General features: G+C 67.2%; 16 protein-coding genes. 10 read left to right on the top strand and 6 right to left on the bottom strand.

The window, feature by feature from the left end; all coding sequences use genetic code 11:
* Positions 1 to 6 precede the first annotated feature (6 nt).
* Positions 7 to 561: a P-loop NTPase family protein gene (locus BKG60_RS08660; RefSeq protein ID WP_070943409.1), complete on the bottom strand. Its 555-nt coding sequence runs from the start codon at positions 559 to 561 to the stop codon at positions 7 to 9.
* 33 nt (positions 562 to 594) lie between these two features.
* On the opposite strand from BKG60_RS08660, the gene BKG60_RS08655 reads away from it, so the two are divergent.
* A complete protein-coding gene (locus BKG60_RS08655; protein ID WP_075909594.1) occupies positions 595 to 2,262 on the top strand; it encodes a sulfatase-like hydrolase/transferase in 1,668 nt (555 codons plus the stop codon).
* A 99-nt stretch (positions 2,263 to 2,361) separates the two neighbouring features.
* Positions 2,362 to 3,348, top strand: coding sequence for an NAD-dependent epimerase/dehydratase family protein (locus BKG60_RS08650; RefSeq protein ID WP_070943411.1), 987 nt, complete (start codon positions 2,362 to 2,364; stop codon positions 3,346 to 3,348).
* 18 nt (positions 3,349 to 3,366) lie between these two features.
* Here BKG60_RS08650 and BKG60_RS08645 read toward each other — a convergent pair whose 3' ends face one another.
* Entirely contained in the window at positions 3,367 to 4,149 is a 783-nt protein-coding gene (locus tag BKG60_RS08645) for a cutinase family protein (RefSeq protein WP_075909545.1), read from the bottom strand.
* Between the two features lie 197 nt (positions 4,150 to 4,346).
* On the opposite strand from BKG60_RS08645, the gene BKG60_RS08640 reads away from it, so the two are divergent.
* From BKG60_RS08640 to BKG60_RS08625, 4 genes are all read left to right on the top strand, one after another.
* On the top strand, positions 4,347 to 5,219 hold the full coding sequence (locus BKG60_RS08640) for a carbohydrate ABC transporter permease (RefSeq protein WP_070189125.1): 873 nt from the start codon (positions 4,347 to 4,349) through the stop codon (positions 5,217 to 5,219).
* The gene (locus BKG60_RS08635) at positions 5,206 to 6,018 is read left to right on the top strand and encodes a carbohydrate ABC transporter permease (RefSeq protein WP_070943414.1); all 813 of its coding nucleotides are present in this window, start codon (positions 5,206 to 5,208) and stop codon (positions 6,016 to 6,018) included. The genes BKG60_RS08640 and BKG60_RS08635 overlap by 14 nt, the downstream gene beginning before the upstream one ends.
* 118 nt (positions 6,019 to 6,136) lie before the next feature.
* Positions 6,137 to 7,423, top strand: coding sequence for an ABC transporter substrate-binding protein (locus tag BKG60_RS08630; protein WP_075909593.1), 1,287 nt, complete (start codon positions 6,137 to 6,139; stop codon positions 7,421 to 7,423).
* Positions 7,424 to 7,537: 114 nt separating this feature from the next.
* The gene (locus BKG60_RS08625; RefSeq protein WP_165688706.1) at positions 7,538 to 8,467 is read left to right on the top strand and encodes a DUF4349 domain-containing protein; all 930 of its coding nucleotides are present in this window, start codon (positions 7,538 to 7,540) and stop codon (positions 8,465 to 8,467) included.
* On the opposite strand, the gene BKG60_RS08620 is transcribed toward BKG60_RS08625, so the two are convergent.
* Together BKG60_RS08620 and BKG60_RS08615 are read right to left on the bottom strand one after the other, a co-directional pair.
* The gene (locus BKG60_RS08620) at positions 8,357 to 9,199 is read right to left on the bottom strand and encodes an energy-coupling factor transporter transmembrane component T family protein (RefSeq protein WP_070943416.1); all 843 of its coding nucleotides are present in this window, start codon (positions 9,197 to 9,199) and stop codon (positions 8,357 to 8,359) included. The genes BKG60_RS08625 and BKG60_RS08620 overlap by 111 nt on opposite strands.
* On the bottom strand, positions 9,196 to 11,241 hold the full coding sequence (locus BKG60_RS08615; RefSeq protein ID WP_070943417.1) for an ATP-binding cassette domain-containing protein: 2,046 nt from the start codon (positions 11,239 to 11,241) through the stop codon (positions 9,196 to 9,198). Before BKG60_RS08615 ends, BKG60_RS08620 begins: the two co-directional genes overlap by 4 nt.
* Positions 11,242 to 11,337: 96 nt before the next feature.
* On the opposite strand from BKG60_RS08615, the gene BKG60_RS08610 reads away from it, so the two are divergent.
* Genes BKG60_RS08610 through BKG60_RS08595 form a run of 4 tightly spaced genes read left to right on the top strand, consistent with a single transcriptional unit; the run spans position 11,338 to position 14,234 of the window.
* Positions 11,338 to 11,826, top strand: a complete 489-nt coding sequence (locus tag BKG60_RS08610; protein ID WP_120764852.1) for a MarR family winged helix-turn-helix transcriptional regulator — start codon at positions 11,338 to 11,340, stop codon at positions 11,824 to 11,826.
* A 14-nt stretch (positions 11,827 to 11,840) separates the two neighbouring features.
* Positions 11,841 to 13,061: an MFS transporter gene (locus tag BKG60_RS08605; protein WP_075909543.1), complete on the top strand. Its 1,221-nt coding sequence runs from the start codon at positions 11,841 to 11,843 to the stop codon at positions 13,059 to 13,061.
* Between the two features lie 53 nt (positions 13,062 to 13,114).
* Entirely contained in the window at positions 13,115 to 13,792 is a 678-nt protein-coding gene (locus BKG60_RS08600) for a YoaK family protein (protein WP_075909542.1), read from the top strand.
* Between the two features lie 28 nt (positions 13,793 to 13,820).
* Positions 13,821 to 14,234: a VOC family protein gene (locus tag BKG60_RS08595; protein ID WP_070189149.1), complete on the top strand. Its 414-nt coding sequence runs from the start codon at positions 13,821 to 13,823 to the stop codon at positions 14,232 to 14,234.
* 53 nt (positions 14,235 to 14,287) lie between these two features.
* Here BKG60_RS08595 and BKG60_RS08590 read toward each other — a convergent pair whose 3' ends face one another.
* A complete protein-coding gene (locus tag BKG60_RS08590; protein WP_075909541.1) occupies positions 14,288 to 15,349 on the bottom strand; it encodes an esterase-like activity of phytase family protein in 1,062 nt (353 codons plus the stop codon).
* Positions 15,349 to 16,083, bottom strand: a complete 735-nt coding sequence (locus BKG60_RS08585) for a VIT1/CCC1 transporter family protein (RefSeq protein WP_070189118.1) — start codon at positions 16,081 to 16,083, stop codon at positions 15,349 to 15,351. Before BKG60_RS08585 ends, BKG60_RS08590 begins: the two co-directional genes overlap by 1 nt.
* Between the last annotated feature and the right edge of the window lie 84 nt (positions 16,084 to 16,167).

The following is a 16,167-nucleotide window of genomic DNA, read 5'->3' as shown; positions in this document are numbered from 1 at the left end:
GTCGGTTCAGGTGCGGGCAATCCGGCTCAACCAGGTCTCCACGTCGCGGTGGCGGGTGAATCGGACGATGTGCAGGTGTGGCAACTGCGGCCCCAGGGTTGGGATGGAGTCGCGGAGCTTGTTTCGGGTGCGAAAGCCCCAGCGCAAGATGTGGTCCGGGTCGGTGAAGATTGTGCGCAGCGGCGGTTCGATGTTGCCGTTCCACAGCTCGACACGGCCGACACGCCTGCGAACGGTGCGGCGCGTCAGCTGACGCATCGAGACCGGAGTCGGCAGGTCCAGCCACAGCAGCGTGTCGGCGCGCGCCAGGATCTGGCCGCGCACGGCGCGGTACTGCCATTCGATCACCCAGGAATCTGCCGCGATGAACTCTTCGACTTCGTGGACGAACGTGGGTCGAGGTTCCCATCCTGGCCCGTGATACAGGCTGTCGATCTCGACGTACGGCAGGTCCAACTGGTGCGACAGCCGTTTGGCGAGCGTGGTCTTACCTGATCCCGTAGTACCGGCGACGGCGATGCGCCGCGGCTCCCAGGTCACCGAATCTTGAGCCGTCAACACCAGACCGATCGTAGCGAGGCATACCGTGTGGACATGACGAAGCTCAGCAGGCGGACAGTCCTGGGAGGTGCGGCGGCGGCCGCCGGTGCAGCCGCGGCCGGATGGGGCGGCTACGAACTGCTCGGCCGTCCCCGCCCGGGCGCGGCTGCCCAGCCCAACATCCTCGTCGTCATCGTGGACCAGATGCGGGCCCCGCAGTGGTTCCCCGATACCGAGCAACTCGGTGCGCTGCTGCCGAATCTGGACCGCCTGCGGGCGGCCAGCACGGTGTTCGGCTCGCATTACAGCGCGTCCAACATGTGCACACCATCGCGCGGCGTGCTGACCACCGGCCTCTACTCCCATCAGACCGGCTGCCTGTACACCGGCGAAGGACCTACCGAGTCGACCCTGGCCGCCCGGTTTCCCACCTGGGGAACGATGCTGCGCGACGCCGGATACCGCACCTGGTGGTGGGGCAAATGGCATCTGGGCAGCCTGGCGGACAACACGCCCGACGGGCTGGACGTGCACGGCTTCTCCGGGGGCACCTACCCGTCCCCCAACGGTGCACCGAATCAGGGCCTGCAGCAGGATCCGTCGATTGTCGACCAGTTCTCCGGGTGGTTCGACGCCCACGCGAACGAGGGCCCCTGGTGCACCACGGTTTCGTTGGTCAATCCCCATGACATCTGCTGGTGGCCGAAAAACCCGCTACCGCACGATGTTCCGCATGTGTTCAGCGCGAAGCCGGTGAACTTCGAGACCGCCGACGATCTGCGCCGCCGGGGCAAGCCGCAGTTGCAGATCGACTACATGAATTTCATGTCGCCACTGATGACGGGTGCGATGGACCACAGCGGACCCGAGTCGGCCGCGCAGTGGGCGCGATGCCTGGACATGTACCTGTGGCTGCAACAACAGGTGGACACCCAGATCGGCCGGGTGCTGGACATTCTCGCGGCCCGACCGGACATCGACGACAACACTGTCGTCGTGTTCACCTCCGACCACGGCGAGTACGCGGGCTCGCACGGCCTGCGCGGCAAGGGCGCCGCGGTCTATGAGGAGAGCATCCGGGTGCCGCTGTACATCCGGGATCCGTTCGGTCACCTGACCCCATCGGCCGGCGCGACGCGGACACAGCTGACCTCCAGTGCCGACCTGGCTCCACTGTTGCTGACCATCGCGCACGGCGGGCCCGGGTGGCGGTCCGACTCCCGGTACTCCTACCTGTCGAGCCGTGCCGACATCGCCGGGATCGCCGCCGACGCGGCAGCATCGGGCCGGCCGTGGATCGCGCACGCCACCGACGACATGTCGGTGGAGGAAATGGCCGCGTTGATGAAATCCCCACTGGCGAAGAAGTTCTTCGGCTCCGGTGGCCCACCGACCGAGATTCCCACCTCGGCCCCCAGCCACATCGTCGCGGTGCGGACCACAGACGCCAAGCTCGGTATGTACACGTACTGGAAGCCCGGCTCGATGGACATCGACACCTCGCAACCGATCCATCACGAGTTGTACGACTACACAACCGATTCCGGACGCCGAGAGCTCGACAACCAGGCGGGCCGCAGCGCCAAGCAGGCCGATCTGCAGGGCCTGCTCGACCATGAGGTGTTGCCCGAACTGCGGGCGCCACTGCCGAAGTTCCTCGATGAGGCGCAGGAGCAGGGGTTGGCGAATATGAGGGAGCTCGCGGAGCTTCGCGGAGGCTGAGCCGACCAAACGGCACGGAGGCTGAGCCGACCAAACGGCACGGAGGCTGAGCCGACCAAATCAGCACAGCGGCACTGGTTGACGTACTAGCTTGACGTCATGCGCGTGATGGTCACTGGTGGCACCGGTTTTGTGGGTGGCTGGAGCGCGAAAGCGATTGCCGACGCCGGGCATTCCGTTCGTTTCCTGGTGCGCAACCCGGACCGGCTGCACACCAGCGTCGCCATGCTCGGCGTCGACATCTCCGATCATGCGGTCGGCGACATCACCGACCGCGACTCGGTCCTGCGGGCACTCGAGGGTTGCGACGCCGTGCTGCACAGTGCGGCATTGGTCGCGACCGATCCGAGCCAGACCGCGCAGATGATGAGCACCAACATGGATGGCGCACGGAACGTGCTCGGCGGCGCCGCAGAACTCGGCCTCGATCCGATCATCCATGTGTCGAGCATTACCGCACTGTTCAATCCCGACGTGGAGACACTGGACGCGGACCTACCGGTGTTCGGCGGGAATGACGGCTACGGGCGGTCCAAAGCACAGGTCGAGATTTACGCGCGCGGAATGCAGGACGCCGGCGCACCGGTGAACATCACCTATCCGGGCATGGTGATGGGACCCCCGGTGGGCAATCAGTTCGGCGAGGCCGGCGAGGGCGTCGCGGCCGCACTGCAACTCGGCGCCATCCCGGGGCGCAGTGCGGCCTGGACGATCGTCGACGGCCGGGATCTGGCGGCCCTGCATGTCGCCCTGCTGGAACCGGGTCGCGGTCCCCGGCGCTACATGGCCGGCGGGCATCGGATTCCGGTGGACCAACTGGCCAAACTGCTCACCGAGGTCGGCGACAAGCCGATGTTCGCCGTCCCGGTTCCCGACACCGTATTGCGCGTCGCCGGACAGGTACTCGATCGGGTGGGGCCCTTCCTGCCGTTCCAGACCCCGTTCACCGAAGCCGGGATGCAGTACTACACGCAGATGCCCGCTTCCGACGACTCACCGAGCGAACGCGACTTCGGCATCACCTACCGGGATCCGCGAATCACGCTGGCCGACACTGTGGCCGGATTCCGAGGCCTCGGCAGCTGACTGCCAGTCGTGCCGGCGTCAGTTACCGCCGATCTCGCCTGCCGTCTGCACCATCGGCGCCGAGGGGGCCGCACCGCCGAGCTGACGGGCTGCGAAATCGGCTGCCTGGATTGCCATCCCGTTGTCCTTGTAGGAGCTGTGGGCGGCGCGGTTCAGGCCACCGGGGAAGCAGATCGGGTCGCCGGGAGCACACAGCTGGATGGTCTTGGCCAGGTAGGGCTGCCCGATCGCGATGGGCGGTGCGCTGCGATCGGCCAGGCCCAGGATCCACTCGTCCGGCGTTCCGAACAAGGCCACGGCCGCGACGTGCGAGGCGATCGATGCCGGCATCGGACCGCTGATACCGGCGGGCAGGACGAATCCGGCGGGCACGGAGCTGGAGGTGGTGTAACCGGCCACGGCGGCGCCCTGCGAGTACCCGCCGAGCACGATCTTCGTCGCCGGGCAGTTGGCGGCGATGGACTGGATCCGGTTGCTGGCATCGGCGACACCGTCGGCCGCCTGGCCGAAGTTCAGCGATGCCGGGTAGTTCACCCCGTACACGTCCACCGTCTTGCCGGGTAGGTCTGCGGTGAGCGCGTCGACGAAAGCCTGGCCGGTGGCACCCACGCCGGGTGCCTCATTGGTGCCGCGGGCGAACACGACCTCGACGTCGGCACACGCGTCGGCCGCATTGGCCGAGGCGATCGGACCTGCCACCGATGCGAAGGCCAGGGCGGCCAGGCCGAGCACGGTGAACAGCACGGACTGCGCTGCCCTGGTTATCGAAGCGCCCGGTTGGACACGCTGCGCTGTGCTCATGAGTTGGCCCCCAGTCCTCTGCGTTTGTTACTTGCTAAAAGCGCAGAGCCGGGTCTCCGATTCCGGAACAGTCAAGTGATGTACGTCATCTGAGCAAACTGCCCGCATCGGGATTGCCCAGCAGGCTTTCGGCGTTGAGGTGGGGCTGCGCCTGCCCGGCGTGGCGTCCGCAGGTCGTGAACCGCTTTAATGGCCCGATGGCCACCTCGCGTGTCCGCACGACCGCACTGGGGTACGCGCTCGTCGCCCCCAGCCTGTTCGGCGTGGTCACCTTCCTGTTACTGCCCATGCTGGTGGTGGTCTGGCTGAGCCTGCAGCGGTGGGATCTGCTCGGCCCGATCGAGTATGTGGGGCTGGACAATTGGACGTCGGTGCTCACCGATTCCTCGTTCGCCACCTCGCTGGGGGTGACGCTGCTGTTCGTGGTACTCGTGGTGCCGGCCCAAACCGTTCTGGGGCTGGTCGCGGCCTCGCTGCTGGCGCGCGGACTCCCCGGCAACGGCTTCTTCCGCACCGTGTACGTGTTGCCGTGGATCTGCGCGCCCCTGGCCATCGCGGTGTTGTGGAAATGGATCCTGGCTCCCACGGACGGGGCGCTGAGCACTGTGCTCGGTCGGCAGGTGGACTGGCTCACCGATCCGGGGCTGGCCCTGCCGGTGGTGTCGGCGGTGGTGGTGTGGACCAACGTCGGCTATGTGACGCTGTTCTTCCTGGCCGGCATCCTCAACATCCCGGCCGATGTGCACAACGCCGCCCGCACCGATGGCGCCACCGACTGGCAGCGGTTCTGCCACATCACCCTGCCGATGCTGCGTCCGACCATGTTCTTCGTCCTGGTCACCGGCATCGTCAGCGCCGCGCAGGTATTCGACACGGTCTACGCGTTGACCGCGGGTGGGCCGCAAGGTCGCACGGACTTGGTGGCCCACCGGATCTACGCCGAGGCGTTCGGCGCGGCAGCGGTGGGCCGCGCCTCGGTGATGGCCATCGTGCTGTTCGTCATCCTCGTCGGCATCACGCTCCTTCAGCACGTCTACTTCCGCCGCAGGATCAGCTATGACCTCACGTAACGCGTTGATCTATGTGGGGCTGGCCCTGGGTGCTGTGATCACCTTGCTGCCTTTCGGCCTGGGGCTACTCACCTCGTTCACCTCCGCTGAGCAGTTCGCCACCGATCGCCCGCTGTCGCTGCCCGAGCCGCCGACGCTGGAGAACTACATCGGGCTGGCCGATGCCGGTTTCGGTCGCGCCGTCGTGGTCACCGCGTTGATGACCGCTGTCATCCTGCTGGGCCAGCTGGTGTTCTCGGTTCTGGCCGCCTATGCCTTTGCCCGGCTGCGGTTTCCCGGCCGCGACGCGCTGTTCTGGGTTTACCTCGCGACGTTGATGGTGCCCGCGACGGTGACCGTGGTCCCGCTGTATCTGATGATGGCCGAGGCGGGGCTGCGCAACACCTTCTGGGCGCTGGTGCTGCCGTTCATGTTCGGCTCGCCGTACGCGATATTCCTGCTACGCGAGTACTTTCGGACCATTCCGCGTGATCTGATCAACGCGGCCCGCCTCGACGGCGCCCACACGCTGGACGTCATCACCCACGTGGTACTGCCGGCGAGCCGGCCGATTCTGGTCACGCTGGCGCTGATCACAGTGGTGAGCCAATGGAACAACTTCCTCTGGCCGTTGGTGATCACGAGCGGCAGCAAGTGGCAGGTGCTCACGGTCGCTACGGCCGGGCTGCAGTCGCAGCACAACGCGCAGTGGACACTGGTGATGGCGGCGACCACGGTGGCGATCGTGCCGCTGATCGTGTTGTTCATCGTGTTCTCGCGCAACATCGTCCGTTCGATCGTCGTGACAGGCATCAAGTGATCGCCGAGATCAACACCAGGGCTGTGAACTCAGCGCCTCGACGACCCTCGCGTCGATCTCGTGACAGGACACCGTCGTGAGGCGCTCGACGGCATTGGCCACCGGCCTGGCTCTGACCATGGCCGTCCTGCTCGTCGCCGCCGTCCTGCTCGGTCGCACGACCGAACAGGACGAAGGCCGCACGGTCGTCACCGTGCGGCTGTGGGACCCTCAGGTCGCGGCCGCCTACCGGGAATCCTTCGCAGAGTTCAGCAAGGAACACCCCGATATCGAGGTGCGGGTCAACACCGTGGCGTATTCGGCCTATTTCGACAGCCTGCGCACCGATGTGGCCGGTGGCAGCGCCGATGACATTTTCTGGCTGTCCAACGCCTACCTCGCCGGCTATGCCGACAACGGCCGGCTGCTCGACATCGGACAGATGTTGGGTGCCAACGCCGCCCGCGCCTGGGAACCCTCGGTGCTCAACCAGTTCACCCGCAACGACGCCCTGTGGGCGGTCCCGCAACTGACCGATGCCGGCATCGCGGTGTACTTCAACGCCGATCTACTCGACGCCGCCGGAGTCGATCTCGCCGAACTCACCGCGTTGCGTTGGTCCAACGGACCCGACGACACGCTGCGGTCGCTGGCCGCCCGGCTCACCGTCGACGAGCAGGGCCACGCGGCCGGCACCGACGGCTTCGACGTGGGGCGCGTCCGGCAGTGGGGCTACAACGCCGCCAACGACCTGCAAGGCATCTACCTCAACTACATCGGCTCGGCGGGCGGCATTTTCACCATCGGCGACCGCTTCGCGTTCGACAACCCGCAGGCCGCCGAGGCCTTCGAGTACCTGGTTCGGCTGATCAACGACGATCACGTCGCCCCGCCGGCCTCGGCCACCAACAACAACGGAGACTTCTCCCGCAACATGTTCCTGCAGGGCCGCATGGCGCTGTTCCAGTCTGGCACCTACAACCTGGCGGCCATCGCGAATCAGGCGCACTTCCGTTGGGGGGTGGTGATGCTGCCCGCCGGCCCGAAAGGTCGAGTCAGCGTCACCAATGGCATTGCCGCAGCCGCGAACTCGGCGACGCGCCATCCGGATGCGGTGCGCACGGTGTTGTCGTGGATGGGCAGCAAGCGCGGCAACGAATACCTTGGTGTCAAAGGTGCCGCCATCCCGGCCGTGCTGGCCGCCCAGCCGGTCTACCACGACTACTGGAAAGCGCGCGGTGTCGACGTCAGCCCCTTCTTCCGGGTGTTGAACGGGCCGCGGATCCCAGCACCTGGCGGGGCCGGCTTCCCGGCCGGATATCAAGCCCTCCAGCCATATTTCGACGAAATGTTCCTGGGCCGCCGCGATGTCGAGAAGACCCTGGCCGATGCGCAGTGGGCGGCCAATTCCGCAGCGGCCCGCTGATCGGGAGAAAACCCGGGCCCTGACGTCCCGCACTTCGCCTACATTGGGCTGATGCCCCAGCACACCAGTGCATCCCGCCACCGGATCACGGTCGCTCTGTTTGCCGCGGCCACCATGGCCTTCGCCCCGGCCTGCGCGGCCGGTCACTCACCCAATTCCTCGGCGCCGGCCGCGCCCCAGAGCGACGCCGGGTTCGCCCCAGCGGCCCCGGCGCCGGAAGCCGGGCCGGGAATGAAGACCGCGCCGGTGCCCGCCGAGGTCAAACGCGACATCGTCAAGACGGCATCGATGTCGATCACCACCGGCAGTCCGGCCGCGGTAGCGGACAAGGCCGTCTCGCTGGCCACCGATGCCGGCGGACGGGTCGACAGCCGCTCGGAGGACGCCGGCTCCAGTTCCGGCCGGGCCCACATCGCTCTGGCGCTTCGGGTCCCAGCCGCCAAACTCGAAGGCACCCTCGACGAGTTCAAGAAACTCGGCACGGTGCAGACCGTCGAGGTCCGCGCCGACGATGTGACATCACAGCGTGTCGATCTCGACGCCCGCATCACCGCCCTGCAGACCTCGGTGGACCGACTGCTGGGAATCATGCGCGACGCGAAGGACCCCGAGGCGTTGATCCAGGCAGAACAGGCGTTGTCACAGCGCCAGGCCGACCTCGACAGCCTGCGCGCGCAACGGACCCAGCTTGGCGATCAGATCGACTACAGCACAGTCAATCTCGATATCACCGCCGAGCAGATCGGCGGCCCGGCCCCGCAGTATCAGGGGTTCTGGGGGCAAGTCGAGCGTGGGTGGCACGGCTTGGTCTCGGTGGCCTCAGCAGCGGTGATGCTGTTCGGCCTGCTCCTGCCGTGGCTGGCGGTCGTGGTGATCGCGGCCGGGATCATCCTCGCGGGGGTCCGGCTGACCAGGTCACGTCCCGGTCCGCGGTCAGCGGCGGGGCAGGCTGGTCGGCAGGATGGTCAACTCCAGAGCCAGGGCGCTGCCGCAGACCAGGACGAGGACGGCGAAGGCGATCCAGTCCCGCCGGCGAGGGCGTGACGGCGCTGCCGAGATCTGGCCGGCGCCCCCGCGCGCGGTGATCGCATCGCCCATCTCGTCGCCGCGGCGCAATGCCACGGTGACGGCGGCAGCCAGCAGATCGATCAGGTTGGCCACGCGTTGTTTGCGCCGCGCCCGGAACGTCTCGGCCGGCTCGACGGGCCGCAACCGGTGCGCCGCATACAACGTCCGGAACTCGTCGATGAGCATCGGGAAAGCCCGCAGCGCCAAGGCAATCGTCACCGCCCAGTCATGCACGGGGATGCGCAGCAGTCGCAGCGGGCGGCCCAGCGTGGCCACCGCCGGCGCGACGTCGGCGACATTCGTGGTCCAGGACACCAGTGCGCCGAGACCCAGCAGCACGACCGACAACGCGGTGATCCGCAGGAAATTGAGCAACCCGCCCAGACCGACCTGCACCGATCCGATGTCGACGAACGGCGAGCCACCGGCCAGAGCGGCCAGCGCACCACCGATCAGCAGCAAGATCCACAGGAAGAACGGGATCGACGGCAGCACGCCACGCGGGATGCGTGCCAGCCGCGCGGTCACCAGGATCAGCACTGCGACGAACCCGATCGGCACCCATCCGGGGTAGAACGTCAGCAGCACGCCGATGCCCGCCACACCCAGCAACTTGGTGCCGGCCCACAGTCGATGGATCACGGTGTCGCCGGGTACCGGGCGCAGCAGCACGACGGGCTTGCGTTGGCCCTGTGCCGGGGCGCTCATCGGGAACCTCCGGCGGCCGTCGGGGCCAGGGCCAGTTCACCCTGGTGTAGGTGCAGCGTGCGCGGGCACAGGCCTTCCAGGCCGGTGAAGTCGTGCGAGATGACCACCACGGTCAACCCGTTGTTGTGCCGCAGATCCTCCAGCAACCGCAGCAGCCCCCGCTGACTGGCGGCGTCGAGTCCGGCCAGCGGCTCGTCGAGGATCAGCGCGCGCGGAGAGCGGGCCAGCAATCCGGCCAGCACGACGCGGCGCATCTGACCGCCCGACAGCTGATCGATGCGGCGCTGGGCCAGCGCCGCATCCAGTCCGACCATCTCCAATGCGCCCGAGATGCGAGCGTCCTCACGCACCGAGAACCCCGCGGCCGAGGCGATTTCACGGCCCACGGTGCTGCGCATCAATTGCAGGCGGGCAGCCTGGAACGAGATCGCCACCGAGCCCACCTGCTGGGACACGGGCGCCCCGTCGAGCAGGCAGGCGCCATAGGTGGGAACCGTCAGCCCGGCCATGATCCAGGCCAGCGTCGACTTGCCGGAGCCGTTCAGGCCGTGCACCAGGACACCGTCACCCTCGTTGACGGTGAACGTGATGTCGCGCAAAGCCGTTTTCGCCCAAGGGGTTCCGCTGGCGTATTCGTGTCCCACACCCGTGAGCTCGAGCACCGGAGCGCTGTGGTGGGCGGTGGTCGTCGCAGCCACGGGCACCGCGGAGGTCTGCACCATGTCGGTGTTGTCGGCGGTGCCACCGTTGCCGCTGAGGGCCACCGTTCGATCGGCGGAATCAGCCTCGTCGTTGTAATGCGTGATGTGCACCAAGGACATCCGGTGGTGATCGGTCAGCCCCGACAAGACGTTCATCAGTGTGTCGCGGCCCTGCTGATCGACCATGCTGGTGACCTCGTCGGCGATCAGCATCGAGGGTTCGCGAGCCAGCGCGCCGGCAACTGCCAGCCGTTGCAGTTCGCCACCGGACAGTCCCCCGGTGTCACGCTCGGCCAGGCCGTCGAGCCCGACTTCAGCCAGCAGCCGCTCGACATCGGCGGTCGCGCCGACGGGAAGTCCCCACACCACGTCGTCTGCCACGCGGGTCCCCAGCACCTGGCTTTCCGGATGCTGCATCACCACTGCGGTGCCGCCGATGCGGCCCAGCCCCACGGCCCCGGCCCGCTCGATGCGGCCCGACGTGGGTTGGCGCCCGGCCAATATGAGCATCAGGGTGGTCTTTCCCGAGCCGTTCGGCCCGGTCACCGCGACATGCTCGCCGGGTTGTAGTTCCATCGACACCGGACCCAACGCGTCACGCTCGACGCCCGGGTACCGGAACCGCACGTCGGTCAGCCGGGCAGGCACCGGTGCGGGTGTGGCTCCGTCGTCCTCGTCGGCGCCATCGAGTTTGTGGACGTCGGGAACGCCGAGCAGCCGCGCCAGGATGCGCGACAACGCCCACCAACCGATCATGCTGACCGAGGTGATGCTGGTGATGCCGAGGAGCAGCATCAGCAGCGGCCAATAGTCCAGCATGGTGGCGAATGTCGCGCGCAGCGGTGCGGCCGCCGCGTCCAGCACCGGGATGCGATCGAGGACCTTGGCGATTCCCTCGATACCTGCGCTCAGTGAGTCGAAGATCAGGCTGCGCAGTCGCGTCAGCACGGTCAGCGCCACGATGATCGCCGCTCCGAACAGCGCACCGGCCACGATGGACGCACAGAACGCCGTGCCGGTACCGCGGCCACGGCGCTTGACCACGCCGGTGAGCCCGCCGATGTAGGCGCAGTCGACGACCGTCATCGCGCCGCCCATGCCCGCGATCAGAAACGCGATGGTGCCGGCCGCGACGGTGGCGGCCAGCAGGACCCTCAGCCGGTAGCGGTAGGCCAGCAGCCCCATCGGCACCGTTCCCAGGACCGAAAGCCCGCCGGCGAACGGCACCACCACGGCGATGATCGCGGTGGCCGCGCACAGCGCTGCCATCACCGAGGCCTGCGCAAGCTCGCCGGGGGTAAGGCCGCGCCGAGGCGTCGTCGCCGGGGGTTTCGCGGTCATCGTTCGATTCTGCCAGCCGCGATCGCGGCTGTTGGTTGCCCGTCGTGTGAGCGAGAGCACGCCCGACGACTAGACTACATAGCAAATCTATGTAATATGGTGGTCATGTCGACTCCGACCAAGGATGCCACGGTATCCGACCACGCCGAACTCGGCGCTGACCTGCTGTCAGTCGTCGCCCGGTTGAATCGGCTGGCCACCCAGCGCGCCCGGCTGCCACTGCCCTGGGCCCAGGCCCGCCTGCTGTCCACCATCGAGGACCAAGGCGAGGCACGAATCTCCGACCTCGCCTACCTCGACCACTGTTCGCAGCCGACGATGACCACGCAGGTTCGCCGCCTCGAAGACGCCGCCCTGGTGTCACGCACCCCCGACCCCGGCGACGCCCGCGCGGTACTGATCCGCATCACCGACCAGGGCCGGCAGACCCTGGAGCAAGCCCGGGCAGATCGCGCCGCCGCGATCAACCCGCGGCTCGAACGCCTCAGCGCCGAGGAGCGCAAGACGCTGGCCGCCTCCGTCGACATCATTCGACGGTTGCTCACCGACGTCGACGAGCATCCCCTGTCGCCAGAAACCAGTTAGGAGTCAACGCCCCGATGTGGCGCCAACCCAAGGCCGTATGGGCCGTCGCTTTCGCCTCCGTCGTCGCCTTCATGGGCATCGGACTGGTCGATCCCATCCTCAAACCGATCGCCGACAACCTCAGCGCCTCGCCGTCGCAGGTGTCGTTGTTGTTCACCAGCTACATGGCGGTGATGGGCGTGGCGATGCTGATCACCGGTGTGGTGTCCAGCCGGATCGGCCCCAAGCGCACGCTGCTGCTCGGCCTGGTGATCATCATCGCCGGGGCCGGCCTGGCCGGGATGAGCGACACCGTCATGCAGATCGTCGGCTGGCGCGCACTGTGGGGCCTGGGCAACGCCCTGTTCATCGCCACGGCGCTGGCCACCATCGTCAACTCTGCCAAAGGCTCTGTGGCACAAGCCATCATCCTCTATGAAGCGGCACTCGGCCTGGGCATCGCGATCGGCCCGCTGGTCGGCGGCGTCCTCGGCTCGATCTCCTGGCGCGGCCCGTTCTTCGGCGTCTCGGCGCTGATGGCCTTCGCCCTGGTGATCACCGCGTTCCTGCTGCCGGCCACACCACGGGCCGAACGCGCCACCACCCTGGCAGATCCGTTCCGGGCATTGCGCCACCGCGGGTTGCTCGGCGTCGCGATCACCGCGCTGCTCTACAACTTCGGGTTCTTCACCCTGCTGGCGTTCACCCCCTTCCCGCTGAACATGACCGCCCATCAGATCGGGCTGATCTTCTTCGGCTGGGGTCTGGCATTGGCGTTCACCTCCGTGGTCGTCGCCCCGCGGCTGCAACACCGCTTCGGCACCGTCCGGGTGCTGATCCTCAACCTGCTCGCCTTCACCGCGGTGCTGACCGTGATGGCGGTGTGGACCGATTCCAAGGCGGTCCTGGCCTCCGGTGTCGTCATCGCCGGCCTGTTCATCGGCATCAACAACACGCTGATCACCGAGACCGTGATGAAGGCCGCCCCGGTGGAGCGCGGTGTGGCCTCAGCCGCCTACAGCTTCCTGCGGTTCGGCGGTGCCGCCGTGGCGCCGTGGCTGGCCGGGGTGCTCGGCGAGCAGGTCAGTGTGCACCTGCCCTATTGGGTCGGTGCGGCCGCGGTGCTGGCCGGTGCCGGTGTGCTCACCCTGACCCGGCCGCACCTGGTCGGGATCGACGTCGAAGAGGGGGCAGAGGACGAACTCGACGAGCTGACCGAGGAAGCGACCGCGGTCACCGTCGGCAGCGACAGCTGACGCCGCGGATCCAATCCGTCCCGAGCTCCGGCAAAGCTGCCCACAATGGGTGAATGTCGCAACAGCTCGACAGCGAGGCCCGATTGTCCTGGCTGCTGGCCGGCCTGGCCGGAGTGTTGGGGGCTGCGGCATTCACCCATTCGGCCGGATACTTCGTCACCTTCATGACCGGCAACACCGAACGCGCGTTCCTCGGGCTGTTTCAAGGTGAGGAATGGCTGGCGATCGGCGCGGCGCTACTCATCGCAGCCTTTGTCGCCGGAGTGGTGATCGCGTCGCTGTGCCGCCGCCACCTGTGGGTCAACCATCCTCATGGCGCGACGGTGCTGACCACGTTCGCACTCGTGGTGGCCACGGCGGTCGACACCGTGATGAAAGGCTGGACCGCCCCAGACGTGCCGTTCATCCCAATCGCGTTCGTGGCGTTCGGTATCGGTGCCCTGAACACCTCTTTCGTCAAGAACGGTGAGGTGTCGATCCCGCTGAGCTACGTGACCGGGACGCTTGTGAAGATGGGCCAGGGCATCGAACGTCACATCAGCGGGGGGAAGCTGACCGATTGGCTCGGCTACTTTCTGCTGTGGGCCGGATTCGCCGGTGGCGCCGTCGTCGGCGGTCTTGTCAGCGTGGTGGTCAGCGGATCGCAGATGCTGCTGGTCGCCACCGTCATCTGCGGGATCACCGCTGCCTACACCTACTTCTACTTTGATCGGCACGCGCTGTTGAAGTAGAAGTTCCGGGCCGCCTATGCTCGGGCCGATGTCATCGGTCTGGCCCATCCTCCACTACGACGACACCCGAACGGCGCTGCGATTCTTCGTCGAGGTGTTCGGCTTCGAGGAGGTCGTCACCGCAACAGACGACCAGCAAGACATCGTGCACGCCGAATTACGTTGGCCCGGAGGTGGATCTCTGGTTTTCGGATCGACCAGGCACACCGACAGCGTGCACGGATCGATGAAGTCCGGCGCGTCCGCCGTCTACGTTGCCACCGACGATGTAGACGAAGTACACCGCCGGGTCTCTGCAGCGGACCTCGGCACCGTGGTCGTTGCACCGGCCATGACAAAGTTCGGCTCCGGTGACGCCGCCTACGCGTTCACCGCCGCCGACCCGGAGGGCAATCTGTGGACCTTCGGCACCTATCCAGGTCGCGACGCAAGAATCACGTGATCCGGCAGGTCACGACCTCTGAGCACAATCTCGACGGCGTTACCCCAAAACTCTCACAGCGCGAACAACAGGAATTGCGTCACCTGGGTGGGCGAGAAATTGTCGTCGCTGACCCCGATCACCGCCTGCCGACCGTCGGGGAGCTTGGGCCCCAACGTGATTCCCTCGATGTTGTCCAGCGGCGACAGGCCCGGCGTGGTGGTGAGATCGGCCACCAGCGTCTTGCTCAGCTCTGTGGAGCCCTCGACCACGCTCGCGCGGTAGATCCGCACCGCCACGTGCGTGCCGAATCCGCGCTCGATCACGAGAAAGTTCTCGTCGTCGAGGGCGACCAGGTCGGACAAACCGTTCATGCCGCCCGGCCCGGCACTCACCGGGTCCAGCCGGTACCGGTATTGGCCGTCGACCGCCCCGGAGTCCGCGTCGAAGCAGACAACGCGAGTCGATGCGCCGTGCTGTGCGTCGGGCGGTGGACCGTCGTCGTAGCCGGGCCCCTCCATGGCTGCCCACAGATGGCGTCCATCCGGGGTGAGCGTCAGACCTTCCAGCGTGTTGTTGCGCCGTGGCCCATGCTCATCGGCCGACATCCGGAAGCCCCCGGGCAACGCGAACTCACCCAGGAAGCTGCCGTCGAGGCCCGCGGTCCGAACCCACGGGTCCAGCAGGATCGGCGCACCCGGGCCCTGGGCCCGCCGCTCCCCCTCGCTGGTCCAGTACAGCCGTTGTCTTCCGGCATCGAACGCGATGGCCTCGGGATCCGGTGGAACCGCAGGTGGCACCGCGGCAGTGTCCAACGGGCGGAACGGTTGTCCGTCGCGGTCCAGCCAGGGGCGGGTGCCGACGAATTGGACCTCACCGACACCGTTGTCCGACAGCGTGATCCGCGCGGTGTAGAAGCGCGCCGAGTTCTTGGCGGAACGGTCGTCGCTGATGATGTAGTACAAGTCGGCAGCCGGGTCGTAACTGATTCCCGACAGCCCGCCGATCACCGTACCGTCCAGCATCGCGCCGGAGGCAATCTGGCGCTGTCCCAGAAACTCGAAACCTGCTGCGGCGTTCGAGGGGGCACAACCGGCCACGACCAGGAGCCCGGCGGCCAGGATTCGGTACCGCATCAGGTGATGACGGCCCCGACCAAGATGCCGACGACGTAGGTCGCCGCGATCGCGACGGCTCCGAACAGCAGTTGCCGCAACCCAGCCACGGCGATCGGCTTACGGGTGAACTTGGCCGCCACCGCACCGGCGATCAAGAGACCCACGCCACCGCAGGCCAGCCCCGCCCACAAGGACTCGAAGCCGAGCAGGTACGGGATCAGCGGGATGATCGCACCGATCGCGAACATGACGAAGGACGAGCCACCGGCCACCCACGGCGACGGCTTCTCGGTCGGGTGCACGCCCAGTTCCTGCACGAGATGAAAGTTCACCGCCCGATTCTCGTCACGGTGGATCTCCTCGCCGGCTTTGGTCGCCGTCTCGGCCGTCATCCCCATCTCCTGGAGCATGGCCACCAGTTCGGCCTGCTCTGCCGTGGGGTTCTTGCGGAACGACCGACGCTCCACCCTGACCTCGGAATCGACCTGCTCGTTGGCCGTCAGCACTGAGGTGTACTCGCCGAGCGCCATCGAGAAGGCGCCGGCCAGCAGTCCGGCCACGCCGCTGAGCACCACGGTTTGCGCCGGTGCGCTGGCCCCGACACCGGCGATCAACGCGGTATTGCTCACCAGACCGTCCATCGCGCCGAAGGTCGCCGCACGCAGCCAGCCCCCGGTGACGGCGGCATGCCGGTGATAACTCACATGCGGCAAGCCGGTGGGCGACAGGGATTTACCGACAGAGTCCGGCATGGCGCCAGTCTTTCGCGCACGGCCGACACTTGTCCAGCAAGGCTTGCCTTGCCACCAACTGCAGCACGGCGGCGGTCATACGCG

This window comes from Mycobacterium syngnathidarum, assembly GCF_001942625.1.
GTDB lineage: Bacteria > Actinomycetota > Actinomycetes > Mycobacteriales > Mycobacteriaceae > Mycobacterium > Mycobacterium syngnathidarum.
Note: the sequence above shows the minus strand (reverse complement) of the source record. Positions and strands in the feature narration are given on the sequence as shown.

Coding starts and splice junctions, on each gene's coding strand:
- BKG60_RS08585 (WP_070189118.1), bottom strand. CDS start 16,083: ATGCCGGACTCTGTCGGTAAATCCCTGTCGCCCACCGGCTTGCCGCAT.
- BKG60_RS08655 (WP_075909594.1), top strand. CDS start 595: ATGACGAAGCTCAGCAGGCGGACAGTCCTGGGAGGTGCGGCGGCGGCC.
- BKG60_RS08620 (WP_070943416.1), bottom strand. CDS start 9,199: ATGAGCGCCCCGGCACAGGGCCAACGCAAGCCCGTCGTGCTGCTGCGC.
- BKG60_RS08595 (WP_070189149.1), top strand. CDS start 13,821: ATGTCATCGGTCTGGCCCATCCTCCACTACGACGACACCCGAACGGCG.
- BKG60_RS08590 (WP_075909541.1), bottom strand. CDS start 15,349: ATGCGGTACCGAATCCTGGCCGCCGGGCTCCTGGTCGTGGCCGGTTGT.
- BKG60_RS08605 (WP_075909543.1), top strand. CDS start 11,841: ATGTGGCGCCAACCCAAGGCCGTATGGGCCGTCGCTTTCGCCTCCGTC.
- BKG60_RS08650 (WP_070943411.1), top strand. CDS start 2,362: ATGCGCGTGATGGTCACTGGTGGCACCGGTTTTGTGGGTGGCTGGAGC.
- BKG60_RS08610 (WP_120764852.1), top strand. CDS start 11,338: ATGGTGGTCATGTCGACTCCGACCAAGGATGCCACGGTATCCGACCAC.
- BKG60_RS08635 (WP_070943414.1), top strand. CDS start 5,206: ATGACCTCACGTAACGCGTTGATCTATGTGGGGCTGGCCCTGGGTGCT.
- BKG60_RS08600 (WP_075909542.1), top strand. CDS start 13,115: ATGTCGCAACAGCTCGACAGCGAGGCCCGATTGTCCTGGCTGCTGGCC.
- BKG60_RS08625 (WP_165688706.1), top strand. CDS start 7,538: ATGGCCTTCGCCCCGGCCTGCGCGGCCGGTCACTCACCCAATTCCTCG.
- BKG60_RS08630 (WP_075909593.1), top strand. CDS start 6,137: ATGGCCGTCCTGCTCGTCGCCGCCGTCCTGCTCGGTCGCACGACCGAA.
- BKG60_RS08640 (WP_070189125.1), top strand. CDS start 4,347: ATGGCCACCTCGCGTGTCCGCACGACCGCACTGGGGTACGCGCTCGTC.
- BKG60_RS08615 (WP_070943417.1), bottom strand. CDS start 11,241: ATGACCGCGAAACCCCCGGCGACGACGCCTCGGCGCGGCCTTACCCCC.
- BKG60_RS08645 (WP_075909545.1), bottom strand. CDS start 4,149: ATGAGCACAGCGCAGCGTGTCCAACCGGGCGCTTCGATAACCAGGGCA.